The sequence below is a fragment of the Streptomyces sp. CB01635 genome (assembly GCF_002803065.1).
GTDB lineage: Bacteria > Actinomycetota > Actinomycetes > Streptomycetales > Streptomycetaceae > Streptomyces.
This window is the reverse complement of the sequence record NZ_NNBL01000003.1, coordinates 231,726-252,594: the sequence shown is the minus strand read 5'-3', so window position 1 is coordinate 252,594 and position 20,869 is coordinate 231,726. Positions and strand designations below refer to the sequence as shown.

Here is a 20,869-nt window from a genome sequence, read left to right as displayed (position 1 = left end):
CAGACACACGAGGCGAGGGCGTACGCGGACCGGGGACCGTTGCCTCCCAGGGCGGCGGCGCGGAGTGGAGATACACCGCCGGGACCGCGCTGAGGCAGACCGCTGCCGCTTGTCCGCCGCGCCATCTGCAGGGTGCCGATCACCTCGTAGTTGACGAGCCCCGCAGCGGCGCCTTGCACCAGTCGCGCGGCGATCAGTGTGCCGGGCCCGCCGCCGGACGCGGCCGTCACCCCTCGCGAGGAGGAAGACGGCCACGCCGGCAAGGAAGAACCGCATGCGCCCGTGCGCGTCGCCGAGGCTGCCACCCGGGACGAGCGCCAGACCGAAAGCCGGCGAGTATCCGGCCACGATCCACTGCACTCGCCGGCGCCCGCCCTGAAGGACCACCCGATGCTCGGCACCACGATGCTCAGAACTGCCTGGTCCAGCAAGGTCGTCGCGCCCGCGGCCAGGCAGACCAGCAGCACACGCCGGGCGGCGCGGTCTTCTCCCGGGAGCATTCAGGGACGAGCCCCCGGCACGCGGCCCGCCTCCGGCTCCACGCCGATGACCTTGCGGTAGACGCGCGCCCCGTCGCCGTAGTCGTCGACGGCGTAGTGCCAGGTGGCGCGGTTGTCCCAGAGGACGAAGTCGCCGGGCTGCCAGCCGAAGCGGATGGTGTGGTTCGGCGAGGAGGCGTGCCGCAGCAGGTGGTCGAGCAGCACCTTGCTCTCCGCGGGGGTCACACCGGTGAGGCCGATCGCCGAGGTGCTGATGAACAGGCCCTTGCGGCCGGTGGCCGGATGGGCCAGAACGACCGGGTGCTCGACGGTCGGTCCGCTCGCGGTCCTCTTGCTGCCCTGCGCGTAGTTCTCCGCGTTGCCGTCGTACACCGCGCTCACGGACTCCAGGAGCTCCTTGAACGGCTCCGACAGATCGTCGTACGCCGCCTGCAGATCCGCCCACAGCGTGTGGCCGCCCAGCTCGGGCACCACCTCGTACGTCAGCGACTCGATGGCGAAGACCGGGTCACGCCACAGGCCGCCGATGTGCCACGTGCTGGCCTTGCCGGTCTGCCGCACGTTGTACGGGTAGACCAGCGGATTGGCATCGTCCTTCGCGGCGGTCGGGTGGTCGAAGGGTTCGGCGAAGATCCGAACGGCGGCGACGTGCTGATCGGGTGTCAGGTGCTGGCCACGGAAGACCAGCACCTTGTGGTCCTGGAAGGCCTGCCGCAGTGCGTCGGCGGTGGTTTTGTCGACGGGGGCCGTCAAGTCGATGCCGGTGATCTCCGCGCCGAAGCGCGGTCCTGCCCTGAGGATGTCGAAAGTGGCGACGGCGGTCATGGCTTCTTCTCCTCTTTGTACGGTGCGGGTCGTGCCGGGGGGTGAGACGTTCTGGCCCCCTGGTCGGGGGACGGTAAGCCGACGGCCGGGGTGAAACGTGCTGGGCTCCCCCGGTCGGGGCGGTCAGCCGGCTGCTTCCACGCCGAGGCGGGCGAGCAGGCGATCCCGCAGTGCCGCGTACTCCGGGCCGCCGTGTCTGCGCGGCGCGGGGAGGTCGACCGGGATGTCGACCGCGATCCGGCCCTCGTCGAGGACAGCCACCCGGTCGGCCAGGGCGATGGCCTCGTCGACGTCGTGGGTGACCAGCAGCACGGCGGGCCGGTGTCGCTCGCACAGCTGCCGCAGCAGCGTGTGCATCCGGATGCGGGTGAGGGCGTCGAGTGCCCCGAACGGCTCGTCCGCGAGCAGGAGTTGGGGCTCACGGACGAGGGAGCGGGCGAGCGAGACCCGCTGCTGCTCGCCGCCGGACAGCTCGACGGGCCAGGCCCGCTCGCGGCCTTCGAGGCCGACTTCGGCGAGGGCGGTGCGGCCCCGCTGTTCGGCGTCCGGGCCGGGCAGGCCCAGAACCACGTTCTCCAGCAGCCGCTTCCACGGCAGCAGCCTCGCGTCCTGGAAGACCACTGACACGTCATCGGGGGCGGCCAGTTCACCGCTTCCCGCCACGTCGTGGTCGAGGCCGGCCAGCGCCCTCAGCAGGGTGCTCTTGCCGGAGCCACTGCGTCCGAGCAGGGCTACGAACTCGCCCGGGGCGATGCTCAGTTCGAGGTCGTCGAGCACGCGGCGCCCGCCGAGCGTGCGTACCAGATCCTTGATGCTGACCGTCGTGCGGTCCTCGGTCGCGGTCAGCCCGCCAGCGTCCGCCGCCATGACAGGGTCCTCCTCTCCACGAGCCGTACGAGGGCGTCGGAGACAAGCCCGAGGAGTCCGTACACGACGAGGCCGACGATGATCACGTCCGTCTGTCCGTAGGTCCGCGCGAGCTCCATCATGTAGCCGATGCCACTGGTGGCGTTGACCTGCTCGACGACGACCAGCGCCAGCCAGGCGGCGGTCACCGCGAACCGCAGTCCGAGCAGGAACCCGGGCAGCGCACCCGGCAGGACGACATGCCGGACGAACTGGATCCTGCTCAGCCGCACCGTCTCGGCGAGTTCGGAATAGCGGCTGTCGATGGACCGCAGCCCGTTGTGGGTGTGGATGTAGACCGGGACGAAGACGCCGAGCGCGATCGTGATGACCTTCATCGTCTCGCCGATGCCGAACCAGAGGACGAGCAGAGGGATCAGTGCCAGTGAGGGGATCGCCCGCTTGATCTGTACCGGCCCGTCGACGATCCCCTCGCCGAGGCGGCTCAGTCCGGAGACGAGCGCGAGCAGCAGACCCGCGGCCGTGCCGAAGACCAGGCCGAGCAGGGCGCGCCCGGCGGAGGTCGAGAAGTTGGACTGCAGCCTGCCGTCGGCGATGAGGTCGCCCGCGGTACCGGCGATGGTCCAGGGTGCGGGCAGACTGCGGGCGTCGATGAGTCCGATGCCGGAGCCGGCCGCCCACACCGCGAGGAGCAGCAGCGGGCCGAGCGCCCAGCCGTAGGGGATGGGGCGGCCCGGCCCCATCCTCTTGCTTGCCCGTGGTCGAAGGCGAGGAGAGGAGACCGCGGCGTCGTCCGTCGCCGTCGCGGTCGCGGTCGCCGCCCTCTGGTCGAAAGCCGTGGTGCTCATGGTGTCTTCCTTTCACCGGCAACGGCGTCGGCGGCTACGCGCTCGTATCGGCGGTCGAAGAGGGTCCCCGCGTCGAAGGCCTTGTGCTTCTGCTCCTTCGCCAGCAGGTCCACGGTCTGCTGCTGGCGCTCGATGGCGCCGGTCCAGTCCGCGGGAAAGTCCGGGCGACCGGACCTTTCGACGAGGTATTCACCGTCCTCACTGCTCAGCCCCTGGTCCTTGACGTAATAGCCGTCGATCCACTGCTTCGGATGTTCGTCGATCCAGATCTGGGCTCGGGCCCAGAACTTGATGAGTTCTCTTACGGCAGCGGACTTCTGCGGATTGCTCACGGAATCGGTGAGCGCCCACAAGTGCCCCGGGTCATCGCGGAGACCGTGCTTGATGGTCGTGCCGCCGTCCCTGCCGTATTTCGTCAGATAGCGCTTGATATTGACGTCGGCGATAGGCGCGGCATCCACCTGGCGATTTCCCAGAGCGGTGGGGTAGACGTCACCGGTACTGGCAAGTTCGACGAGGTCGACGTCCTGCTGGGTGAGGCCGGCCTTCTTCAGGATCCGCAGCACGAGAGCCCCCTGCGCCTGCCCGGGGCTGTAGGCGATCTTCTTCCCGCGAAGGTCGGCGAGGGTCTTGATGTGTGCGCCCGGAGCGATCCCCAGTTCGTAGATCGGGTACGCGGTCGGATCCTTGCGGAACTTCGCCGCCACGAGCTTGGTGTCCAGGCCCGTCCAGTGGGCGTTGATCGACGGAATCTCCGCCGCCGAGCAGATGTCGAGCGCGTCGGCCCGGAACGCTTCGGAGCACTGCGGGCCGCCGCTGATATTGGCCCACTTCACCTTGAAGGGCAGCTTGTGGATCTGACCCGACAGTTCCAGGGCGACTTTGAGATCGGGCGCGCCGACGGTCAGAGAGGTGTCGGCGGAGACCTTGGCAGGGATCTTCTTCGCCGCGACGTTCTCGCCGGTCGCCGTGGATTGCGTGTTGTTCACACACGCGGTCAGCAGAAGGGATACGGCGACTGCGGTCATCGCGCCGAGGCGCAGGGATGCGGGCATGGCGGTACGTGGGGACATTCGTGCCTTCACGGGACGAGGGGCACGCCTCAGCGCAGGGCGAAAGGGAGGGGAGGCGTGAAAAGGGAATCGAGCGGGTGCGGTGCGGCGGGGCGCCGAGCAGCCCGGCTCAGCGCAGCAAGGAGGTCAGCCACACACCGTGGTATCGAACGGGTGCGGCCGGGCGGCGAGGGGCCCGGCTCAGCGCAGAGAGGAGGTCAGCTACACACCGCGGTGGCGACGCGCATCAGATCGATGGCCCGCCGCTTCCGGAACCGCCTGCAGATCCACATGCCATCGAAGCTATCCACCGGACAAGCTCCCTTCAAGAGACGGGGGTTGACTGTCATCGCGCTGCAATGCCCCCTTCATGGCCATGCCATGTGCGCGCCGGCGGGTTCCCGACCCTTGTCGCCGTCCGACAGGAATCGGGCCGGACGTCATCCGCCGTCTGAGGGTGCCGGATGCGACCGCTGCTCTGCACGAAGTACGGGCCGCCGTTGCCGCCCGAGGGCACCGAGGCCGGAATCGGCGGCACCAACACCGGAACCGGCGAGTATCTCGAAGAAGCGAGCGGCGGCAGGATGACGGTCGTCTGCGCCGACCCGGAGGTCGTGGTCGACGACCGCCGGCCGGTGCTGCGCCTCCGGGAGTCACGTGAGGGCTAGGCACCGTTCCGCCCGCGTGAACGCGGCTGAGTTACCCTCACCGCGTGATCGGCAACCGGATACGCGAGCTGCGCCAGTCCCGCAAGATGACCGTACGGGACCTGGCCTCGCGCGCCGGGGTGTCGACCGGTCTGGTCAGTCAGGTCGAACGCGGCCTGACCGATCCCAGCCTGGAGACGCTGCGCAGGCTCTCCGCCGCTCTCGGACTCCCCCTTTTCGACCTGTTCCGGCAGGACGAGCCGGAGGCCGTCGCTCTGGTGCGGCGCGACCGCCGGATCGTGGTGCGTTCGCCGCAGGGCGGGATCGAGTACACACGTGTCTCGGCCGGCTCCGCACGCCTCGAGGTACTTGAGGGCGCGCTGGAACCGGGGGGCGCGTCCTCGGAGGAGCGCTACAGCCACCCCTCGGAGGAGTGCGTGGTGGTGCTGAGCGGCAGTCTGGTCGTCGAGGCCGGCGACGACCGCCAAGAGCTGAGGCCCGGGGACAGCTGCACCTTCGACTCCCGCGTTCCGCACCGCTACGTCAACGAGGGCAGCGAGCCCGCACGGTTCCTGGTGAGCGTGACACCGCCGAGCCGGTGACCCTCACAAGTTGACGGCCGACCCCCAGAGCGACGGCCGGCCACCCACCCATTGACGGGCACATGACTCGGCTGCTTCGATCACCCACACTGAACAATTTCACTGTGATTGAAATGCGAGCCGCCACGTGTCCATCGCGCCCCTCGACGCCGCCGAGCGTTTCCGTGCCCGGTTCCCCTCCCTCAAGGACACCGTCCACCTGGCCAGTTGCAGCCAGGGCGCGGCATCCGAGCACGTACTGACGGCGCTGCAGGAGTTCCAGTGGTCCATGCGCAGCCAGGGCGCGCCCTGGGGCGAGTGGATGGCCCAAGTGGACGCCGCCCGCGCCACCTTCGCCGCCCGTATCGGCGCGCAGCCGGACGAGATCGCGGTCGTCGGCTGCGCCTCCGAGGGCGCTTACCAGGTGGCGTCCACGCTGGACTGGTCGCGCCGCCCCGGCCTGGTCACCACAGACATGGAGTTCCCGTCCATCGCCCACGTCTGGCTGGCGCAGGAGCGACGTGGCGCTCGGGTGCGCCATGTCCCGGAACAGGGAGGGACCGTCCCCGCCGAGGACTACGCCGCCGCGATCGACGACACGACCAACCTGGTCTCCGTACCGCTGGTCTCCTACCGCAACGGCGCCCGGCTGCCGGTGACCGATACGGTCCGAGCGGCACACGCGGTCGGCGCACGGGTGTTCATCGACGCGTACCAGGGATTGGGTGTACTCCCGGTGGACGTACGGGAGTTGGACTGCGACTACCTGGTGTGCGGTGCGCTGAAGTATCTGCTCGGCGTCCCCGGCATCGCGTTCCTCTACGTACGCGGCGGTCTGCGCGATGACATGGATCCCCAACTCACCGGATGGTTCGGCCGAGTTGACCCCTTCGCCTTCGACCCGCGCTCCCTCGACTTCCCGGACACCGCGCGCCGCTTCGAGACCGGCACCCCGTCGATCCCCTCCGCGTACGCCGCCGCGGCCGGGCTTCGCACCCTGGCCGACGTCGACCCGAAGGACATCGAGGCGCACATCGGCGCGCTCACCACGTACGCCCACGCGCGCCTGACCGAGATCGGCGAGACGCCGGCCTCGCCCGCCGACCCGGAACTGCGGGGCCCGCAGATGGCGATCGCCGACCCCGCCCCGGACGCGCTCGCGGCCGCGCTCGCCGAGCGCCGCATCGTCACCAGTCCGCGCGGCACCCTGCTCCGCCTCTCATTCCACTATTACAACAACACGTCCGACGTCGACGCGCTGATCGACGCGCTCGGTGAGATACGGGCCCAGCAGCACATCCAGTAGCACGTCCAGGAACACCGCACCCCACGGAGCGAGTGACATGCCCGACGACGCCGGAAGCAGCCCAACGGCCGCCCCCTCCCCCACCACTGGCCCGCATCAGAGCCACGGCGAGAACGGTCAAGACCGGCAAGACGGCCGAGGCAGGCAGGACAGCCAGGACGGACAAGGCCACGGACTGAAACGGTCCTTGACGGGGCGTCAGCTCAGCATGATGGGTCTGGGCGGTGCCATCGGTACCGGTCTGTTCCTCGGCTCGGGTCTCGCCATCTCCGCTGCGGGGCCCGCCGCCGTGATCGCGTACGTGCTCTGCGCGTTGATCGCCCTGGTGATCGGCTGGGCACTGGCCGAGATGACCGCCGTACACCCGGCGACCGGCTCGTTCGGCACCATCGGCCGCCACTATCTGGGCCCACTGGCCGGCTTCGTGATCCGCTGGACCTACTGGACGATCCAGGTGATCGCGATCGGCGGCGAGGTCATCGCCGGCGGCATCTACGTCCGATTCTGGTGGCCCGAACTGCCGCTGTGGGCACCGGTGGTGGCGTTCTCGCTGCTGCTCCTGGCCGCGAACGCGCTGACCGTCGGGGTGTTCGGCCGCCTGGAGTACTGGTTCTCCACCATCAAGATCACGGCGATCGGTGTCTTCGTCCTGCTCGGCTGCGCCTACGTCTTCCTCGGCCTGCCCGGCCACGAGGCGGCCGGCACCTCGAACCTCTCGGGGCCCGGCGGTCTCCTTCCGCACGGCCTGAGCGGCCTGGGCACCGCCTTCGTCTTCGTGATCTTCAGCTACATCGGCACCGAGATCATCGCGGTGACCGCCGCCGAGTCCGAGAACCCGGTGCGAGACATCCCGCGTGCCGCCCGGCGGATGGTCGTGCGCCTCGCGCTCTTCTACGTTCTGGCCATGGCGGTGGTGGTCACGGTCGTGCCGTGGTCGCGTACGGCGGCGGGCGGAGACGTCACGGCGAGCCCCTTCGTCCAGCTCTTCGACGTCGCCGGGATCCCGGCCGCCGCGGGCATCATGAACTTCGTGGTACTGACCGCGGCGCTCTCCAGCGCCAACGCCAACACCTATCTGGCCACCCGCATGATCCACTCCTTGGCGGTGGACCGGCACGCGCCACGGATGTTCGCACGGGTGGGCCGCAGCGGAGTCCCTCACCGAGCGCTCGCCGTTTCCGGACTCGGTCTGGGTGCCGCCGCGATCCTCTCGGTCCACTCCGAAGACACGGCGTACGTCCTGCTCTTCGGCATCTCGGTGTTCGGGGCGCTCGTCGTGTGGATCCTCATCCTCGCCACGCACCTGATGTTCCGCCGCCACCGCGTCCGCCACGACCTCCCCTCCTCGCCGGCCCGGCTGCGCGGCGCTCCGTTCACCACCGTCGCGGCGGCCCTCGCGCTGGCGGCGATCCTGGTCTCCACGGCGTTCATCGAGGGCCTGGAGGACTCCTGGAAGGCCGGCCTCCCGTTCTTCGCGCTGCTCGTCGTCGTGTACCGCTTCGGCGCTCGGCGCCACGAGACGGCGGAGCCGTTGCCGGACAGCACACTGCCGCCGGAGGGTCCGACCCCCTGAAAGGGGGCTGTGGACCGTGTCAATGGGTGTACGCCCGCGACAGGTCTTCGATGCCAGGTGGAGATGGTCGAGAAGGTCATCACCGAAGCCCGGGAGCGCTGCTTTCCTCGCGGCGTCCGGACGAGGCAGCCGTCAGTTCCCGACCGCCCCCGGGTCACTGGGGTGCTCACTCAGCGGCGTCGTCTCCATGGAGAGCCACGGGGCCTGGGGAAGTGAGTCCAGCACTGTCTGCATCTCGGCGGCGTCCCGGGCGCGCCACAGGCCGAGCGCGCGGCGCTCGCCAGGCGTCTTCCACAGCCGCACCAGGTGTCCCTGTCCGGCCAGCTCCTTCGCACGGACCGCTTCCGCTGCGGTGGCGTCCCCCAGCGCCTGGGAGGTGGCGTCCTCGGTCGCGGCCGGGGCGAAGGTCACCAGGAACTCCTTGGCGGCGCCCGATGCACCGGTGGAGGCCGGCCCCGGGTCGTTGGGGTGCGGCGTCAGGGGTGTGACCTCGTCGCTCCGCCACACACGCAACGGCATCGAGGACAGGACATCCTCCAGGTGCGCGGCGTCCTGCGCGGCGAACAGTCCGAGCGTGCGCCACTCCCCCGGATGCAGGGGCGGGCGCCACAGCCTCAGCAACTGCCCCCGTTCGGCAAGCCGACGGGAGTGTGCGGCCTCGCGGGCGCGGACCTCGTCGACTTCCGCCTGCGAGGTCCCCTCCGGGACATGGGTGGTCATGGTGACGAGATGTTCCATGGCCGATGCTCCTCTCAGCCGGGGCTGCGGTGCGGGTCGGACGAGGCCGGGTAGGGACAGTGCTTGGACCGGTCACCGGCGTCCCGGGCATCGCGGAGACACGGAACCGCCACCTGGATCCACCGTCTCGCGCGTGGCGGTCGATCGCATCCGTTGGAAGCCCCGGGGCCTCCTGGACGCCCCGTAACCCTAGGGCTCACGGGAACGTACCGAAGGAGCCCCTGGGAAGTATCCGAACGGGAGAACAGCGGTAGGCGCCAGGTGACCGGGCCCGGCACGATCCCTGTCCCACCATGTGACCGGGCCCGGCACGTCCCTGTCCCACCACCGGCGCGCCTGGTCCTCAGGCGGGGCGCTTGGCCATGATGACCAGGCCAGGACCGCTTTGCTCATCGGCGGGGAGCCGAAGTTCGGCGACCGGGCGCAGGCCGGCTTGCTCGATCAGGTCCACGAGCTGTTCCGGCCGCCATTTGTGCGTGGTCCAACGAACAGGGACCCCTCCGTATGCCTCGGTGCGCACCGCGTCTTCGTCGCCGACGTGAGTTGCGGTGATGAAGTGGCCGCCTGGCTTCAGAGCGCGCGCGAACAGGGCGAGGACCTGCGGAAGGACGTCGCGAGGGAGGTTGAACAGTGACCACCACCCGAGTACGCCGCCGAGGGACGCTTCTTCAAGGTCGAGGTCGGTGGCAGAGGCGACACTGAAGCGGCATTGCGGATGAAGACGGCGGGCGTTCTCGATCATGCGGGGTGAGAGATCGACTCCGGACACGTCGAGTCCGCGTTCGGCGAGGTAGGCGGTCACCGTTCCGGGTCCGCAGCCGACATCGAGCACGGGCCCGAGCTCGCTCACGGTGTCAGCGAAAGCGTCGATCGATGCCTTGAGCCATGGATGGCTACGGATGTCACCGACTCCCGTCGTCACCACCATGTGGGCGTAGTTGTCAGCCACCCGGTCATAGGACTCACGGACCACGTCGAGATCGGCTGGGCGGTCAGTATGGCGTGCGCGCATCAGCCAACAATAGGGCGGCCCGCGGCGCCGGAGGCCGGTCAACGGTCATCCGGCACACACCCGATCACGCCGCCGCGCGCCTGCTCAGCCGAACGGACGGTCCCCGGCGATCGCCACGCGTTCCGCGACCCGGGGGTACGGCGCGTAGTCGTTGACGGCGTAGTGCTGGGTCGCGCGGTTGTCCCAGAAGGCGACGTCGCCCGCCTGCCAGCGGAACCGCACCTGGAACTCCGGGACGTGGGCCTGCTGGAAGAGCAGCCGGAGCAGCCGGTCGCTCTCCGGGCGCTCGAGGCCGATGATCCGGGTGGTGAAGGAGGTGTTGACGAACAGCATCCGGCGTCCGGTCTCCGGGTGCCGACGCACCACGGGGTGCTGGACCGGCGGGAACTGCTTCTGGAACGGGGCCAGTTGCTCCGGCGCGTAGAAACGCGCGAAGCCCGGCAGGAAGTCGTGGACGGCACTCGCGCCGTCGATCCGCTCGCGCACCTCGACCGGCAGGTTGTCGTACGCGGCCGCCATGTCCGCCCACATCGTGTCGCCACCCACCGGCGGCACCTCCCGCAGCTGCAGCACGGCACCCAGGGCCGGGCGTTCACGGAAGGTGACGTCCGTGTGCCAGACGTTCTCGAAGGTGGGAACGGCACCGGCCGACTTGTCGAAGCGGACCACGTCGTCGGCGTCACCGGGAGCGAGCAGCGGATTGGTCTCCAACTCACCCCAGTTACGGGCGAATTGGCGCTGCGCGTCGGAGGTCAGGTGCTGGCCGCGGAAGAAGAGCACCTTCCATTCGAGGAGCGCGCGGTTCAGTTCCTCGCGCACCGCGCAGGACACGGGCCGCGAGAGGTCGAGGCCGCGGATCTCCGCTCCGATGACGCGGCCCTGCGGAACGAGTTCGAACCGCTCGTACGGCCGCTCCCGCACACCGTCCGGCAGGCGGTTCAGGATGCGACTGCCCTCGTACAAGCCGTCGGCGGGGATGCGGTGGTCGCGCAGGGCTGATGCGGGGGCAACGTCATGGGTGAGCGACATGGCGAACTCCTTGGAAGCTCAAAAGGGGGCCGGCGGCGGACGGCGCGATGCGACGTTTCCGGGAACCGGTACGGGAAAGCTCAGGCCCGAATACGGAGGCCTACGGCGGATTCAGCGACAGGAAGACGCCGGGGGCGAACCCACCCGGCCGCGGCGGCGCAGAAAGCCGTACCCGCGGGGCGCGCACTCACCGCGGGGGCCGCTGTGCTGCGGCTCATCCTCACGGAAGTTCGAGTGCGTCTGCATACCGGCCACCCTAACGCAGAGACCTGCGGGCCGACACCACGCCTCCCTACTGCGGAGATCCGCGCAACGGAAGCGGAGGGGTGCGACGTGCTGGTCGCGGCCGCTCAGGACGGCCCTGCCCCCCGAGGCCCGCGAACGAGCGACCGCCGCAGTCGGCGCGTTCCACGGCGACGGGGCGACGGTGGGCGCAATATCGCTGCTCGACGCCGTCGGCCAGTTGCTTCCTCCGGTTCGCACGTTCCTCAACCGGCACATCGAAAAATGGTTCGGTGTCGGTGTGCGGCGGCGCAACCTGACGTTGTACGGACTCGGCGGTCTCGCCCTGCCCTCCTGGGCATCAAGCTCATCGACCGCCGGTTTTCCGCGGCGCGTGGGCTTCGTCCCGCACTCTCCTCGTCACGGGCGCCACTTCCGGCATCGGCCTGGAGACCGCCCGGCAGCTCGCCGAACGCGGCGCCACCGTGTTGCTGCACGGCCGGACCGCCGAGGAAGCGCGCGCCGCCGCCGAACCCGGAGCGGGAACCTGAAGACCGATCGCCGAGTCAGTAGGCCGGGTGCTACAGACCCAGGTCGCGGGCGACGATCTCCTTCATGATCTCCGTGGTGCCTCCGTAGATGGTGGTGATACGCGAGTCGAGGTAGTCGTGTGCGATGCGGTATTCGAGCATGTAGCCGTAAGCGCCGTGCAGTTGCAGGCAGCGGCCGACGATGTCGACGTAATTCTCCGTGGCCCAGAACTTCGCCGACGCGGCTTCTACGGCGCTCAGTTCGCCGCGGGAGTGCCTGGAGAGCAGTTCGTCGACGTAGGTGCGGCCCACACGGGCGGTGGTGACCATGTCGGCCAGTTGGAAACGGGTGTTCTGGAAGGAGCCGACGGTCCGGCCGAACGCCTTGCGCTCCCGGACGTACTCCACGGTCCGCTCCAGCACGCCCTCGATGGAAGCGACGGCGTTGGCCGCGATCGAGATCCGCTCCTGGGGAAGGTTGCGCATCAGCGCTGTGAAGCCGGAGCCCTCCTCCCCGAGCAGGTTGGCGGCCGGCACGCGGACGTCCTGGAAGAACAACTCGCTGGTGTCCTGCGCGTGCAGGCCGATCTTCTCCAGGTTGCGACCACGCGAGAAGCCGGGCCGATCGGCCTCGATGACCAGCAGGCTGATCCCGCTGTGGCGGTCCGCGCCGGTCCGTACGGCGGTGACGACCAGGTCGGCGTTCTGGCCGTTGGAGATGAAGACCTTGCTGCCGTTGACCACATAGTCGTCGCCGTCGCGGACAGCGGAGGTGGCGATGCCGGCCAGGTCGCTCCCGGTTCCGGGCTCGGTCATCGCGACCGCGACGATGAGCGTCCCGGCAGCAATGCCCGGCAGCCAGCGGGCTTTCTGCTCGTCATCGGTCAAGCCGGTGAAATAGGGCACGACGATGTCGTTGGACAGCCCTACTCCGGCGAGGCCGTCCGACGCGGGGTGGCGGGAGAACTCCTCGCCGATCAGCGCGTTGAAGCGGAAGTCGGTGATCCCACCGCCGCCGTACTCCTCCGGGATGTTGAAGCCGAGGATTCCGGCCCGGGCGGCCTCCTGGAAGAGTTCGCGGTCGACCTTGCCCTCGGCCCGCCACCGCTCGGCGTGCGGCGTGGCGTGCTTGTCGACGAACGCACGAACCGTCTCGCGCAGGAGTTCGTGGTCTTCCTCGTAGAGCGACCGTTCAGCGAAGATCGCACTTGTCATCGGGACTCCGATCTGGACTGATCTCGTACATACGGCAAGAGATGAGCAAGAGGGACGCGGAGGGGGAATGCCCCGGCATGGTTCGCGCACGGCCGACATGTCGCCGCTCAGCGCACACGCAGCCGACGCAGGAGGGCCAGCTGTCCGTTGGTGCGGCGGACAAAACTCTCGACGGAGCTCTTCACGGAGGTCTCCGCAGAGCTCTCCACGGCCTGCGCCGGTCCGAGCGGCAGGAGCCGCTGCGTGGCGACCGTCTGACTCTCGGTGTACTTGCGGATTCCCTCGGCCCCGTGGCGCCTGCCGAGTCCGCTGTCGCCCATGCCGCCCATCCCTGCCTCGATGCTGCCGGCCGCCGCGGCGGCACCGTCGTTGATGTTGACCGACCCGGCGCGGATCCGCACCGCCATCCGTCCGGCTTCGCGGGAGTCCTTCGACCAGATCGACGCCGACAGTCCGTAGGTTCCTTGGTTGGCCAGGCCCACCGCTTCGCTGTCCGTGCCGTAGACGTAGAGCGAGAGCACCGGACCGAACGTCTCCTCGTCGCACACGGCCATCTCGGGTGTGACGCCTTCGAGCACGGTCGGTTCGTAGAAGAGCGGGCCGATGTCGGGACGGGCTCGGCCGCCCGCGAGTACGGTCGCCCCCTCGGCCACCGCGCCGTCGACGTGTGCCTCGACAGCCGCGAGCTGCGCCTTCGACGTCAGTGACCCGATGTCCACCGAGTAGTCGTAGGACCGCCCGAGCCGAAGCGCCCGCGTCGCCCGGACGAGCTCGGTGCGGAAGTCTTCGTAGACCTTCTCGTGCACATAGACGCGTTCGATGTGGATGCACATCTGTCCGGTGTTGGCGAAGGCCGCCACCACCGTGCCGGCGGCCGCGGCGGCCACGTCTGCGTCCTCCCGCACGATCAGCGGGTTCTTGCCGCCGAGTTCGAGAGAGGCCCCGACCAGTCGCCGCGCGGCACGTTCCGCGACGGTGCGTCCTGTGGCGGTCGACCCGGTGAAGCAGACGAAGTCGACGGCGTCGACCAGGGCGGCCCCCACCACGGCCCCGGGACCGGCCACGATCTGCCAGAGACCGGTCGGCAGCCCGGCCTCCGCCATCAGAGCACGGGTCCACAGCATGGTCAGCGCGGTCTGGGAATCCGCCTTGGAGATCACGGCGTTGCCGGCCATCAGGGCCGGCAACACATCGCCGACACCGAGGTAGAGGGGGTAGTTCCACGGAGAGATGACCCCGACGACCCCTTTCGGCACCCGCACCTCCTTGACCTTCGTCAGGCCGGGCACCATCCCGCGCACGTGGTGGGGGGCCAGGTAGTGCCGGGCACGCCGTGCGTAGTGTCTGGCGATCGCCGCGACCTGGGCCACCTCCTGCCAGGCGTGATACCGCGCCTTGCCCGTCTCCCACTGGATCAGGTCGATCACCTGGTCCTGCCGTTCCAACAGCAGGTCGTGGAAGGCGAGTACCACATCGCCGCGGCGCCTCAGCGGCGTCCCTCCCGCCCACTCCGGCTGGTCCGCCCGGGCACCGGCCACCGCCGCCGCGACGTCCTCCGTGGCGCACGCGGGAACGGCCGCGATCGGCGCCAGGTCGAACGGTGCGACCGCGGTCACGGGCTCGGCACTGTCGCGCCCGAGACGCGACGCGTCCCGGCGCACCCACGCGCACCACTGCGCAATCAACTCGTCCGTCACCCACGTGGGCCGAGAACTCTTCGGCACAGGGCTGGGAGGCACGGGACTGTCGGGCGCTGGGCTGTCAGGCGCGGGGATCTGGTCCTGCTCCGTGGTCATGCGGGCTCCTCGGTCGTACGGGACTGGTTCGAGCCGGAATGCCGTGGCCCTGCCTCCGGCTCGCCCGGTGCGGATCCGGCGGGCCGGGGGCCCGGACCGGCGGTGGCTCGTCGGTCACGTCGATGCCCTTGTCGACGGCAGCGCACCTCGCTATGTTAATCAGAAATCACATCCTGGAACAAGCTTTGAACCGTGCCGGCAACGCCAACTCACCGCCATCCGAGGCGAGATGCGCCGCACGCCCTACCAGGAAAGCGAGCAAGTCAATGTCAAATCTCAGCCGCAGAAGAGTCCTGTCCCTCGGTGCCGCGCTGGGCCTCGTGGGCGCGACGAGCACCACCGACGCGTGGGCGTGGTCGCCGGCGGGCTCGGTCGCCGGAACCGGCACGGGCGCCGACCCGGAATACGTGTGGGACGACGAGGTGGACCAGCTGGTGGCCTCACTCTTCGACAACGGCCAGGTTCCGGCGGTCAACACCGCGATGGCGTCGTGGGTGAACAACAACGACCCGCTGCCCAGCGGCTTGCCGGCCGACCTCACCGGATACCTGCAGAGGGTCAACAAGCTGCCCTCCTGGGCGGATTCCGGCAAGCTGGCTCGCGCCGCCGACTTCAACCGGCGCAAGGACACGTACCTCTTCATGCTCTACGGGCTCGGCAGCGGGATCATGAGCACCGTGATCCCGCGGGAGGCCAGGAGCGTCTACTGGTCCGCAGGCGGCGCCAACATGAAGGACCGCGCGGCCAAGACGTTCACGTTCGGCTACGACCTGGCCCAGCTGAAGGGCTTCGAACCGACGGGCCAGTTCGTGGTCACCGCCAACAAGACACGTGTGGTGCACGCCGCGGTGCGCCACCTGCTGCCGCAGTCACCCCATTGGACGGCGGTCACGGACGAGCGCATCCCGATCAGCAACGCCGACATCCTGGTCACCTTCCACAGCCTGGGCACCTTCGTGCGCAGGAAGCTGCTCGACTGGAAGGTCCCGTTCTCGGCCGAGGACCAGGACGCCTTCCTGCACAGCTGGCAGGTCGCCCTGCACCTGCTCGGCGTGCGGGACGAGTACATCCCCAAGTCGTGGGCCGACGCGGAAGCGCAGTCGGGGCAGGTACTCACACCGATCCTCGCCCCGACGACCGAGGGCATCGAACTGGCCGAGGACCTGCTCGGGTTGACCGCGCAGGTCGACCTGGGTGTCACGCGCGGATTCCTCAACGAGTTCGTACGCTACGTCCTCAGCAACGAGATCGGCGACTGGCTGGGGCTGAAGCGCGACTACGCCTCGGCGGCACTGATCCGCACCGCGTGGCCGGCCTTCATCCTGTTCCGTGAGGGGCTGTCACCCGTCGTGCCCGGCGCCTTCTACATGTTCGACCAGTTCGTGCGCGCCTTGGCCATGGCGTTCCTGAACAACGGCTCCTCGGGGACGACCACTCCCATCGTGATCCCGACGGGGAACAGGCCGACCTCCTGAGTACCCGGACCGACCACGCGCAGGCCCGTCCCACGGCACACCTGCCACCGGACGGGCATCTGCTCGCTCTCCGCTCAGAAAGCCAGGCTCTGCTCAGAAACGCAGGGCTCAACTCAGACACCCTCGGCTCCACCAGGGCTCTGCTCAGACACCCAGGCACTGCTCAGAGACCCAGGGCGCCCGCGACCAGGCTGGTCACGGCGGCCCGGTGGTCCGGGCTGTCCTGCCATCTCAGTCTCCGCCCGGCCTCGACCACCACGCCGAACCCGGCGTGCACCAGCACCCGGGCCTGACGCGGGTCCAGCTCCGGACGGGCAAGCCGCAACTGCTGCTCCCAGACAGCGATGTACTCACGCTGCGCGAGGACCAAGGGGCGCTGCAGGTCGGCCGGCAGACCGACGAGCTCGGCTTCGGCAACGCTCGTGAGAGCGGTGTACTCGAAGCTGTAGGCCACGTACGTCGCCGCCAGCGCCACGACGGCGTCATGCGGACCGGTCACCTCCTGCAGACACCGGTCCACCGCCTGCGCCAGCAGCCCCGCCGCCTGCAGGCATGCCGCGGCCAGGATATCGACCTTGCCCGGGTAGTGACGGTAGAGCGCGGACGGGGCCAGCCCCACCGCCTGCGCGATCTGACCGTTCGTCACGTTGGCGAACCCGTCCCGGGCGAACAGCGGGACGGCAGCCGCGAGGATCTCCGCACGCCGTGAGCGTGCCACCGGCAGGGCCGGCAGCTCGACGGAGCGCTTACTGCTCATGGCCGGTACGGGGTCGGTCGCGATCACGCGCAGGGCGCACGCCAACAGCAGTTCCTCGAGCCGACGTTGAGCAATGGAGGTGCGATGCATCGTGATGGACCCGATCGCACCGAGAGCCGCCACAACCCGCAACTGCTCGTCGGACAGTGGACCTTCACGCCGCACCGCCTCGGTGACCCGCTCGACGACGTGCCCGAACTTCGCCCTGAGAAGCCTGCGATCGTCGCGGTCGAGGTACCTGGCCTCCCACCGGTACACACCTCCCGACGCGCGATGCGCGACGGTGACCCGGATGAGGGCGGTGAGTACGTCTGCCGGGGCCGCCTCGGTCGGCGTCTCGTCGAGCGCGCCGACGAGTCGGTCCGCCATGACATGCGCGCACTCGGCGAACAGTGCGTACTTGTTCGGGAAGTGCCGGTACAAGGCCGTGGCGGTGATGCCCACACCGGCGGCGATCTCCTCCATGGACGCCGTGTGGTAGCCGCGCTCGCTGAAGAGCCGACCGGCCGCCTCGACGATGAGCTGCCTGCGGTTGCGGGGGCGAGTGGCCGCGGTCGGCTCGGCGGTCATGAACGCACACACGAATGCGGAGACAGGGCCATACGGCCCAGTCAATCACACGTCGAGCAGGCCCCGGGGCCACCCGCGTGCGGACCGCTCGACCAGCGCGTCCCAGACACCACCCACGTGATTTTCCATTAACAAAATGCGTCAAGACGCTTCTCCAACAGCGACATTGAACGGCACAATGCCGCAGCGACCACCGATCGATACGCCCCCTTACGCCCCTGAGGAGTCGCCCATGTCGACCGACACGGCGCCCGCCTGGTCCTTCCGGCACCACTGGATGTCCCAGGCCGCCACCCACGCGATGACGCGACCCGACAAGCCCGCGCTGCGCCATCTCGGGGTGACCACGACCTGGGCGCAGTTGTCTCGACGGTCGCTGCAACTGGCCGCCGCGCTCGCCGACCGAGGCGTCGCCGCGGGTGACCGCGTGGCCCTGCTCACGCTGAACCATCCATGGTTCGTGGAAAGCGTGTTCGCGGCGAACAGCCTGGGGGCCATGGCCGTGCCGCTCAACTTCCGGCTCGCGCCTCCGGAACTCGACCACATCCTGACCGACTGCACTCCTTCGGCGATCGTCGTCGACGCACGGCTCCTGCCGCTGCTCCGGTCCGTACCGAGCACCGCGTCGATCGGCACGGTCGTGGTCATCGGCGAATCGAGCGAGGCCGAGGCCGAAGACGGCATCGCGTACGAGGACTTCCTGTCGGCGTACGAGCCGATGGAACTGCCCGACATCAGTGAGGAGTCGACCGCGCTGATCATGTACACCTCGGGCACCACGGGGCGGCCGAAGGGGGTGATGCTGTCCCACCGCAACATGCAGGTACAGGCGATCACGTGCATCCGCGCGATGGAGATATTCGACGACTCCGATGTGGGCTTCCTGACGGCGCCCTTCTTCCACATCGCGGGGCTGGGTTCGATGGTGGCGAACTTCGTGGTGGGCAGCACGGTCGTGATCCATCCGCTGGGGGCCTTCGACCCGCAGGCGGTGCTCGACGCCTATGAACGCGAAGGCGCCACCGTCGTGTTCAACGTTCCGCAGCAGTGGGACCTGCTTTGCGCCCAGCCCGACATCGACAAGCGTGACCTGAAGCTGCGGATCATCAGCTGGGGGGCCGCCCCCGCGAGCGACGCGACCCTGCGCGCCATGGGCGAGAAGTTCCCCGGCGCACTCAACGTGGCAGTGTTCGGCCAGACCGAGACCTCGCCCATCACCTGCGTGCTCCGTGGGGAGGACTCCCTGCGCAAGCTCGGCTCGGTCGGCCGGCCGATCCCGAGCATCCAGTACCGCGTCGTCGACGCGGACATGAATGACGTCGCCGTGGGCGAGGTCGGTGAGATCGTCTACCGCGGGCCCACGCTGACGAAGGGGTACTGGAAGAAGCCGCAGGAGACCGCGGAGGCCTTCGAAGGCGGATGGTTCCACTCCGGTGACCTGGTCAAGCAGGACGACGAAGGCTTCGTCTGGGTCGTCGACCGCAAGAAGGACATGATCATCAGCGGCGGCGAGAACATCTACTGCGCCGAACTGGAGAACGCCGTCGCCACGCACCCCAACGTACGGGAGGTCGCGGTGATCAGCAGGGCCGACGAGCGCTGGGGCCAGGTGCCGGTCGCCTACGTCGCCGTCACCCCGGGAGCCGACCTTTCGCTGCGTGAACTGACGGGGTTCCTCGAAGGGAAGCTCGCCTCTTTCAAGAGGCCCAAGGACCTCGTGCTGGTCACCGAGCTACCCCGTAACGCAGGCGGCAAGGTGGTCAAGTCCTTGCTGCGCACCCAGGACGCAGCACGCGTGCCAGGACAGGACGAGGAGTGACTCCGGCGACGGGGTGCGGATCGTCGATCACAGCCGTCCGGTAATGCTCCGCGACGACCAGCAACTCGTACTCGGTCCGTCGCCCTGCTCAGTGGCATCACCACAGAAGAGACCGGCGTCAGTGGCGGTGTCGGGCTGGACGGCCAGTGGCTGGCCATCGATTTCGTGTGACGTGACCTCACCGGCAGGCGCCGGCCACCACCTGCGGCGCATGTCTCCGCTCCCAGCGAACGCACTTCCCGCGCACGTTGGGCGAATCGGGATGCTGCAGAGCGAACTGCCCCCGTCCGCTCCGGACCGTCACCCTCCCCAACAGCGTCCTCCCCGTTCACGGGTGATCACTCCCAGGCCGTCCCACGCACAACGCGGAACGGCGACCGCCCGGCCCGCGCCGCGGCAAGCGCCTCCTCGACCGGCGGCCCGGACGCATCCCAGTTGCTCGCCGACCAGCTGTCCCCCGTACACACGATCTCTCGCCCGTGCCCGGCGTCGACGTGCACGAACGTGCCGGTGACCACGGCGGCCACTACTTCGTCCACCACCTCGAGCAGGTCGGCGGAACCGCTGTCACAGGCGTCGCAGCCACAGTCCGGAAGTTGCTCGAGAGTCACCGCGGGGTCCCCCGCCCCCACCACGAGAACCGTCCCGGGAACCTTGTCAATGGCCGAGAACCCGAAGACGAGAGGTACGGCGTGTGCGCGCACCGGGTGCAGCCGGACAGCGTCGCTCACCCCCACGTCCGGCGCCCGCCGCCAGATCGCCGCCGGGTCCGCAACCGTCTCCACCTCGGCCAGCCCGAGCCGGGACAACGCCCGTGTCCAGGCCTCGGCCCGGGCAGCGAGAACGAGGTACTTCGCCGGCTCCAGACACCGTGAATACTCCTCGTCCCGCACTTCGCCACCCGGATGCGGATCGGGCCAGGGAGGGGTGCCCACCCCGGTAACCGCGAACTCCTCGTCGACAGCCCGGCAAAGCCCCACAAGATCCATACCGGCAACCCTACGGCGCGGAGCCGGGACGGCCTTCGCCACCGGACTGAGGGACATCGACAGCGGCAGCGCTGCACTGCGAATGACAATGGTTACCTACGCACGGAGGGTCGGTGACGCGAGTGATCTCGGACTCGCCAGCGGCGATGCGGCCGGTCAGCGGGCCCAGCGCGGCGACCGCGCGGACGACGGGGTCGCCGTCCGCGCCGCCGAGCGTGCGGGCGCGGGCGTGGGCGGCCCTCAACTCCGCCCAGCATGCGGCCTGCTGGGGCGCGAGGGTGCCGAGCAGTTCGGCGAACTTGAGCAGGCTTGCCTCGGCGTTCGCGGTGAGTGTCCGGGCCTGGGCCGCGTAGTGGTCGTCGAGACCTGGGCGGACTCCTCGAAGAGGTAGTCGGCGGTCGGGGCGTCGCCTGTACCGGCCGCGGGTTCGGCGCACCAGTCGGCGATGGCCGGGGCCGAGCCGAAGGTGTCGCGGGCGCGGGCGAGCGAGACGGCGCGGCGGGTCCAGTGCGCGCGCT

Annotated in this window: 18 protein-coding genes and 1 pseudogene; 7 read left to right on the top strand and 12 right to left on the bottom strand. The window is 69.3% G+C overall.

The genetic code is table 11. The features are described from left to right. Positions 1-500: 500 nt before the first annotated feature. The 4 genes from CG723_RS09360 to CG723_RS09345 form a co-directional block, all read right to left on the bottom strand. Complete coding sequence (locus tag CG723_RS09360) at positions 501-1,325, bottom strand: TauD/TfdA dioxygenase family protein (protein ID WP_100592815.1); 825 nt, start codon at positions 1,323-1,325, stop codon at positions 501-503. Between the two features lie 123 nt (positions 1,326-1,448). Continuing rightward, positions 1,449-2,192 (bottom strand): ABC transporter ATP-binding protein, encoded by a 744-nt coding sequence (locus CG723_RS09355; RefSeq protein ID WP_100592814.1) that lies wholly within the window; start codon positions 2,190-2,192, stop codon positions 1,449-1,451. Then, positions 2,168-3,040 carry an ABC transporter permease gene (locus CG723_RS09350; RefSeq protein ID WP_100592813.1) on the bottom strand — a complete coding sequence of 291 codons (873 nt, stop codon included), beginning with the start codon at positions 3,038-3,040 and terminating at the stop codon, positions 2,168-2,170. Before CG723_RS09350 ends, CG723_RS09355 begins: the two co-directional genes overlap by 25 nt. Then, entirely contained in the window at positions 3,037-4,113 is a 1,077-nt protein-coding gene (locus CG723_RS09345) for an ABC transporter substrate-binding protein (protein WP_234374225.1), read from the bottom strand. Before CG723_RS09345 ends, CG723_RS09350 begins: the two co-directional genes overlap by 4 nt. Before the next feature lie 443 nt (positions 4,114-4,556). On the opposite strand from CG723_RS09345, the gene CG723_RS09340 reads away from it, so the two are divergent. The 4 genes from CG723_RS09340 (at position 4,557) to CG723_RS09325 (ending at position 8,199) form a co-directional block, all read left to right on the top strand. Further along, entirely contained in the window at positions 4,557-4,760 is a 204-nt protein-coding gene (locus tag CG723_RS09340; protein ID WP_100592812.1) for a hypothetical protein, read from the top strand. A 44-nt stretch (positions 4,761-4,804) separates the two neighbouring features. Next, positions 4,805-5,341: a helix-turn-helix domain-containing protein gene (locus CG723_RS09335; protein ID WP_100592811.1), complete on the top strand. Its 537-nt coding sequence runs from the start codon at positions 4,805-4,807 to the stop codon at positions 5,339-5,341. Between the two features lie 127 nt (positions 5,342-5,468). Next, the gene (locus CG723_RS09330) at positions 5,469-6,626 is read left to right on the top strand and encodes an aminotransferase class V-fold PLP-dependent enzyme (protein ID WP_100592810.1); all 1,158 of its coding nucleotides are present in this window, start codon (positions 5,469-5,471) and stop codon (positions 6,624-6,626) included. A 187-nt stretch (positions 6,627-6,813) separates the two neighbouring features. Beyond that, on the top strand, positions 6,814-8,199 hold the full coding sequence (locus CG723_RS09325) for an amino acid permease (protein WP_234374224.1): 1,386 nt from the start codon (positions 6,814-6,816) through the stop codon (positions 8,197-8,199). A gap of 132 nt (positions 8,200-8,331) precedes the next feature. Here the strand turns inward: CG723_RS09325 and CG723_RS48905 are convergent, their stop codons facing one another. The 3 genes from CG723_RS48905 to CG723_RS09310 all read right to left on the bottom strand — a co-directional run bounded on the left by CG723_RS48905 (position 8,332) and on the right by CG723_RS09310 (position 10,978). Next, on the bottom strand, positions 8,332-8,937 hold the full coding sequence (locus CG723_RS48905) for a muconolactone Delta-isomerase family protein (RefSeq protein ID WP_100592809.1): 606 nt from the start codon (positions 8,935-8,937) through the stop codon (positions 8,332-8,334). 343 nt (positions 8,938-9,280) lie between these two features. Then, complete coding sequence (locus CG723_RS09315) at positions 9,281-9,949, bottom strand: class I SAM-dependent methyltransferase (protein ID WP_100592808.1); 669 nt, start codon at positions 9,947-9,949, stop codon at positions 9,281-9,283. 84 nt (positions 9,950-10,033) lie between these two features. Beyond that, positions 10,034-10,978 (bottom strand): TauD/TfdA dioxygenase family protein, encoded by a 945-nt coding sequence (locus CG723_RS09310; RefSeq protein ID WP_100592807.1) that lies wholly within the window; start codon positions 10,976-10,978, stop codon positions 10,034-10,036. 623 nt (positions 10,979-11,601) lie between these two features. On the opposite strand from CG723_RS09310, the pseudogene CG723_RS09305 reads away from it, so the two are divergent. Further along, positions 11,602-11,733 (top strand): annotated as a pseudogene (locus tag CG723_RS09305) (SDR family NAD(P)-dependent oxidoreductase); the annotation flags it as partial. Between the two features lie 48 nt (positions 11,734-11,781). Here the strand turns inward: CG723_RS09305 and CG723_RS09300 are convergent. Further along, positions 11,782-12,945, bottom strand: coding sequence for an acyl-CoA dehydrogenase family protein (locus CG723_RS09300; RefSeq protein ID WP_100592806.1), 1,164 nt, complete (start codon positions 12,943-12,945; stop codon positions 11,782-11,784). Positions 12,946-13,052: 107 nt separating this feature from the next. Then, positions 13,053-14,741: a succinic semialdehyde dehydrogenase gene (locus CG723_RS09295; protein ID WP_100592805.1), complete on the bottom strand. Its 1,689-nt coding sequence runs from the start codon at positions 14,739-14,741 to the stop codon at positions 13,053-13,055. 266 nt (positions 14,742-15,007) lie between these two features. On the opposite strand from CG723_RS09295, the gene CG723_RS09290 reads away from it, so the two are divergent. Then, a complete protein-coding gene (locus CG723_RS09290) occupies positions 15,008-16,216 on the top strand; it encodes an oxygenase MpaB family protein (protein ID WP_100592804.1) in 1,209 nt (402 codons plus the stop codon). A gap of 163 nt (positions 16,217-16,379) precedes the next feature. Here the strand turns inward: CG723_RS09290 and CG723_RS09285 are convergent, their stop codons facing one another. Beyond that, positions 16,380-17,543: a TetR/AcrR family transcriptional regulator gene (locus CG723_RS09285; protein ID WP_100592803.1), complete on the bottom strand. Its 1,164-nt coding sequence runs from the start codon at positions 17,541-17,543 to the stop codon at positions 16,380-16,382. A 232-nt stretch (positions 17,544-17,775) separates the two neighbouring features. On the opposite strand from CG723_RS09285, the gene CG723_RS09280 reads away from it, so the two are divergent. Continuing rightward, on the top strand, positions 17,776-19,362 hold the full coding sequence (locus tag CG723_RS09280) for a long-chain-fatty-acid--CoA ligase (protein ID WP_100592802.1): 1,587 nt from the start codon (positions 17,776-17,778) through the stop codon (positions 19,360-19,362). Between the two features lie 338 nt (positions 19,363-19,700). Here the strand turns inward: CG723_RS09280 and CG723_RS09275 are convergent, their stop codons facing one another. Beyond that, complete coding sequence (locus CG723_RS09275; protein ID WP_100592801.1) at positions 19,701-20,351, bottom strand: DUF6226 family protein; 651 nt, start codon at positions 20,349-20,351, stop codon at positions 19,701-19,703. 10 nt (positions 20,352-20,361) lie between these two features. Further along, entirely contained in the window at positions 20,362-20,787 is a 426-nt protein-coding gene (locus CG723_RS46145) for a hypothetical protein (RefSeq protein ID WP_159032418.1), read from the bottom strand. Positions 20,788-20,869: the final 82 nt, after the last annotated feature.

Bases quoted from the DNA above. Each gene is read 5' to 3' on its own strand.
- CG723_RS09340 (WP_100592812.1), top strand. From the start codon at position 4,557: ATGCGACCGCTGCTCTGCACGAAGTACGGGCCGCCGTTGCCGCCCGAG.
- CG723_RS09355 (WP_100592814.1), bottom strand. From the start codon at position 2,192: ATGGCGGCGGACGCTGGCGGGCTGACCGCGACCGAGGACCGCACGACG.
- CG723_RS09295 (WP_100592805.1), bottom strand. From the start codon at position 14,741: ATGACCACGGAGCAGGACCAGATCCCCGCGCCTGACAGCCCAGCGCCC.
- CG723_RS09275 (WP_100592801.1), bottom strand. From the start codon at position 20,351: ATGGATCTTGTGGGGCTTTGCCGGGCTGTCGACGAGGAGTTCGCGGTT.
- CG723_RS09310 (WP_100592807.1), bottom strand. From the start codon at position 10,978: ATGTCGCTCACCCATGACGTTGCCCCCGCATCAGCCCTGCGCGACCAC.
- CG723_RS09300 (WP_100592806.1), bottom strand. From the start codon at position 12,945: ATGACAAGTGCGATCTTCGCTGAACGGTCGCTCTACGAGGAAGACCAC.
- CG723_RS09290 (WP_100592804.1), top strand. From the start codon at position 15,008: ATGTCAAATCTCAGCCGCAGAAGAGTCCTGTCCCTCGGTGCCGCGCTG.
- CG723_RS09280 (WP_100592802.1), top strand. From the start codon at position 17,776: ATGTCGACCGACACGGCGCCCGCCTGGTCCTTCCGGCACCACTGGATG.
- CG723_RS09285 (WP_100592803.1), bottom strand. From the start codon at position 17,543: ATGACCGCCGAGCCGACCGCGGCCACTCGCCCCCGCAACCGCAGGCAG.
- CG723_RS09315 (WP_100592808.1), bottom strand. From the start codon at position 9,949: ATGCGCGCACGCCATACTGACCGCCCAGCCGATCTCGACGTGGTCCGT.
- CG723_RS09350 (WP_100592813.1), bottom strand. From the start codon at position 3,040: ATGAGCACCACGGCTTTCGACCAGAGGGCGGCGACCGCGACCGCGACG.
- CG723_RS09345 (WP_234374225.1), bottom strand. From the start codon at position 4,113: ATGTCCCCACGTACCGCCATGCCCGCATCCCTGCGCCTCGGCGCGATG.
- CG723_RS48905 (WP_100592809.1), bottom strand. From the start codon at position 8,937: ATGGAACATCTCGTCACCATGACCACCCATGTCCCGGAGGGGACCTCG.
- CG723_RS09360 (WP_100592815.1), bottom strand. From the start codon at position 1,325: ATGACCGCCGTCGCCACTTTCGACATCCTCAGGGCAGGACCGCGCTTC.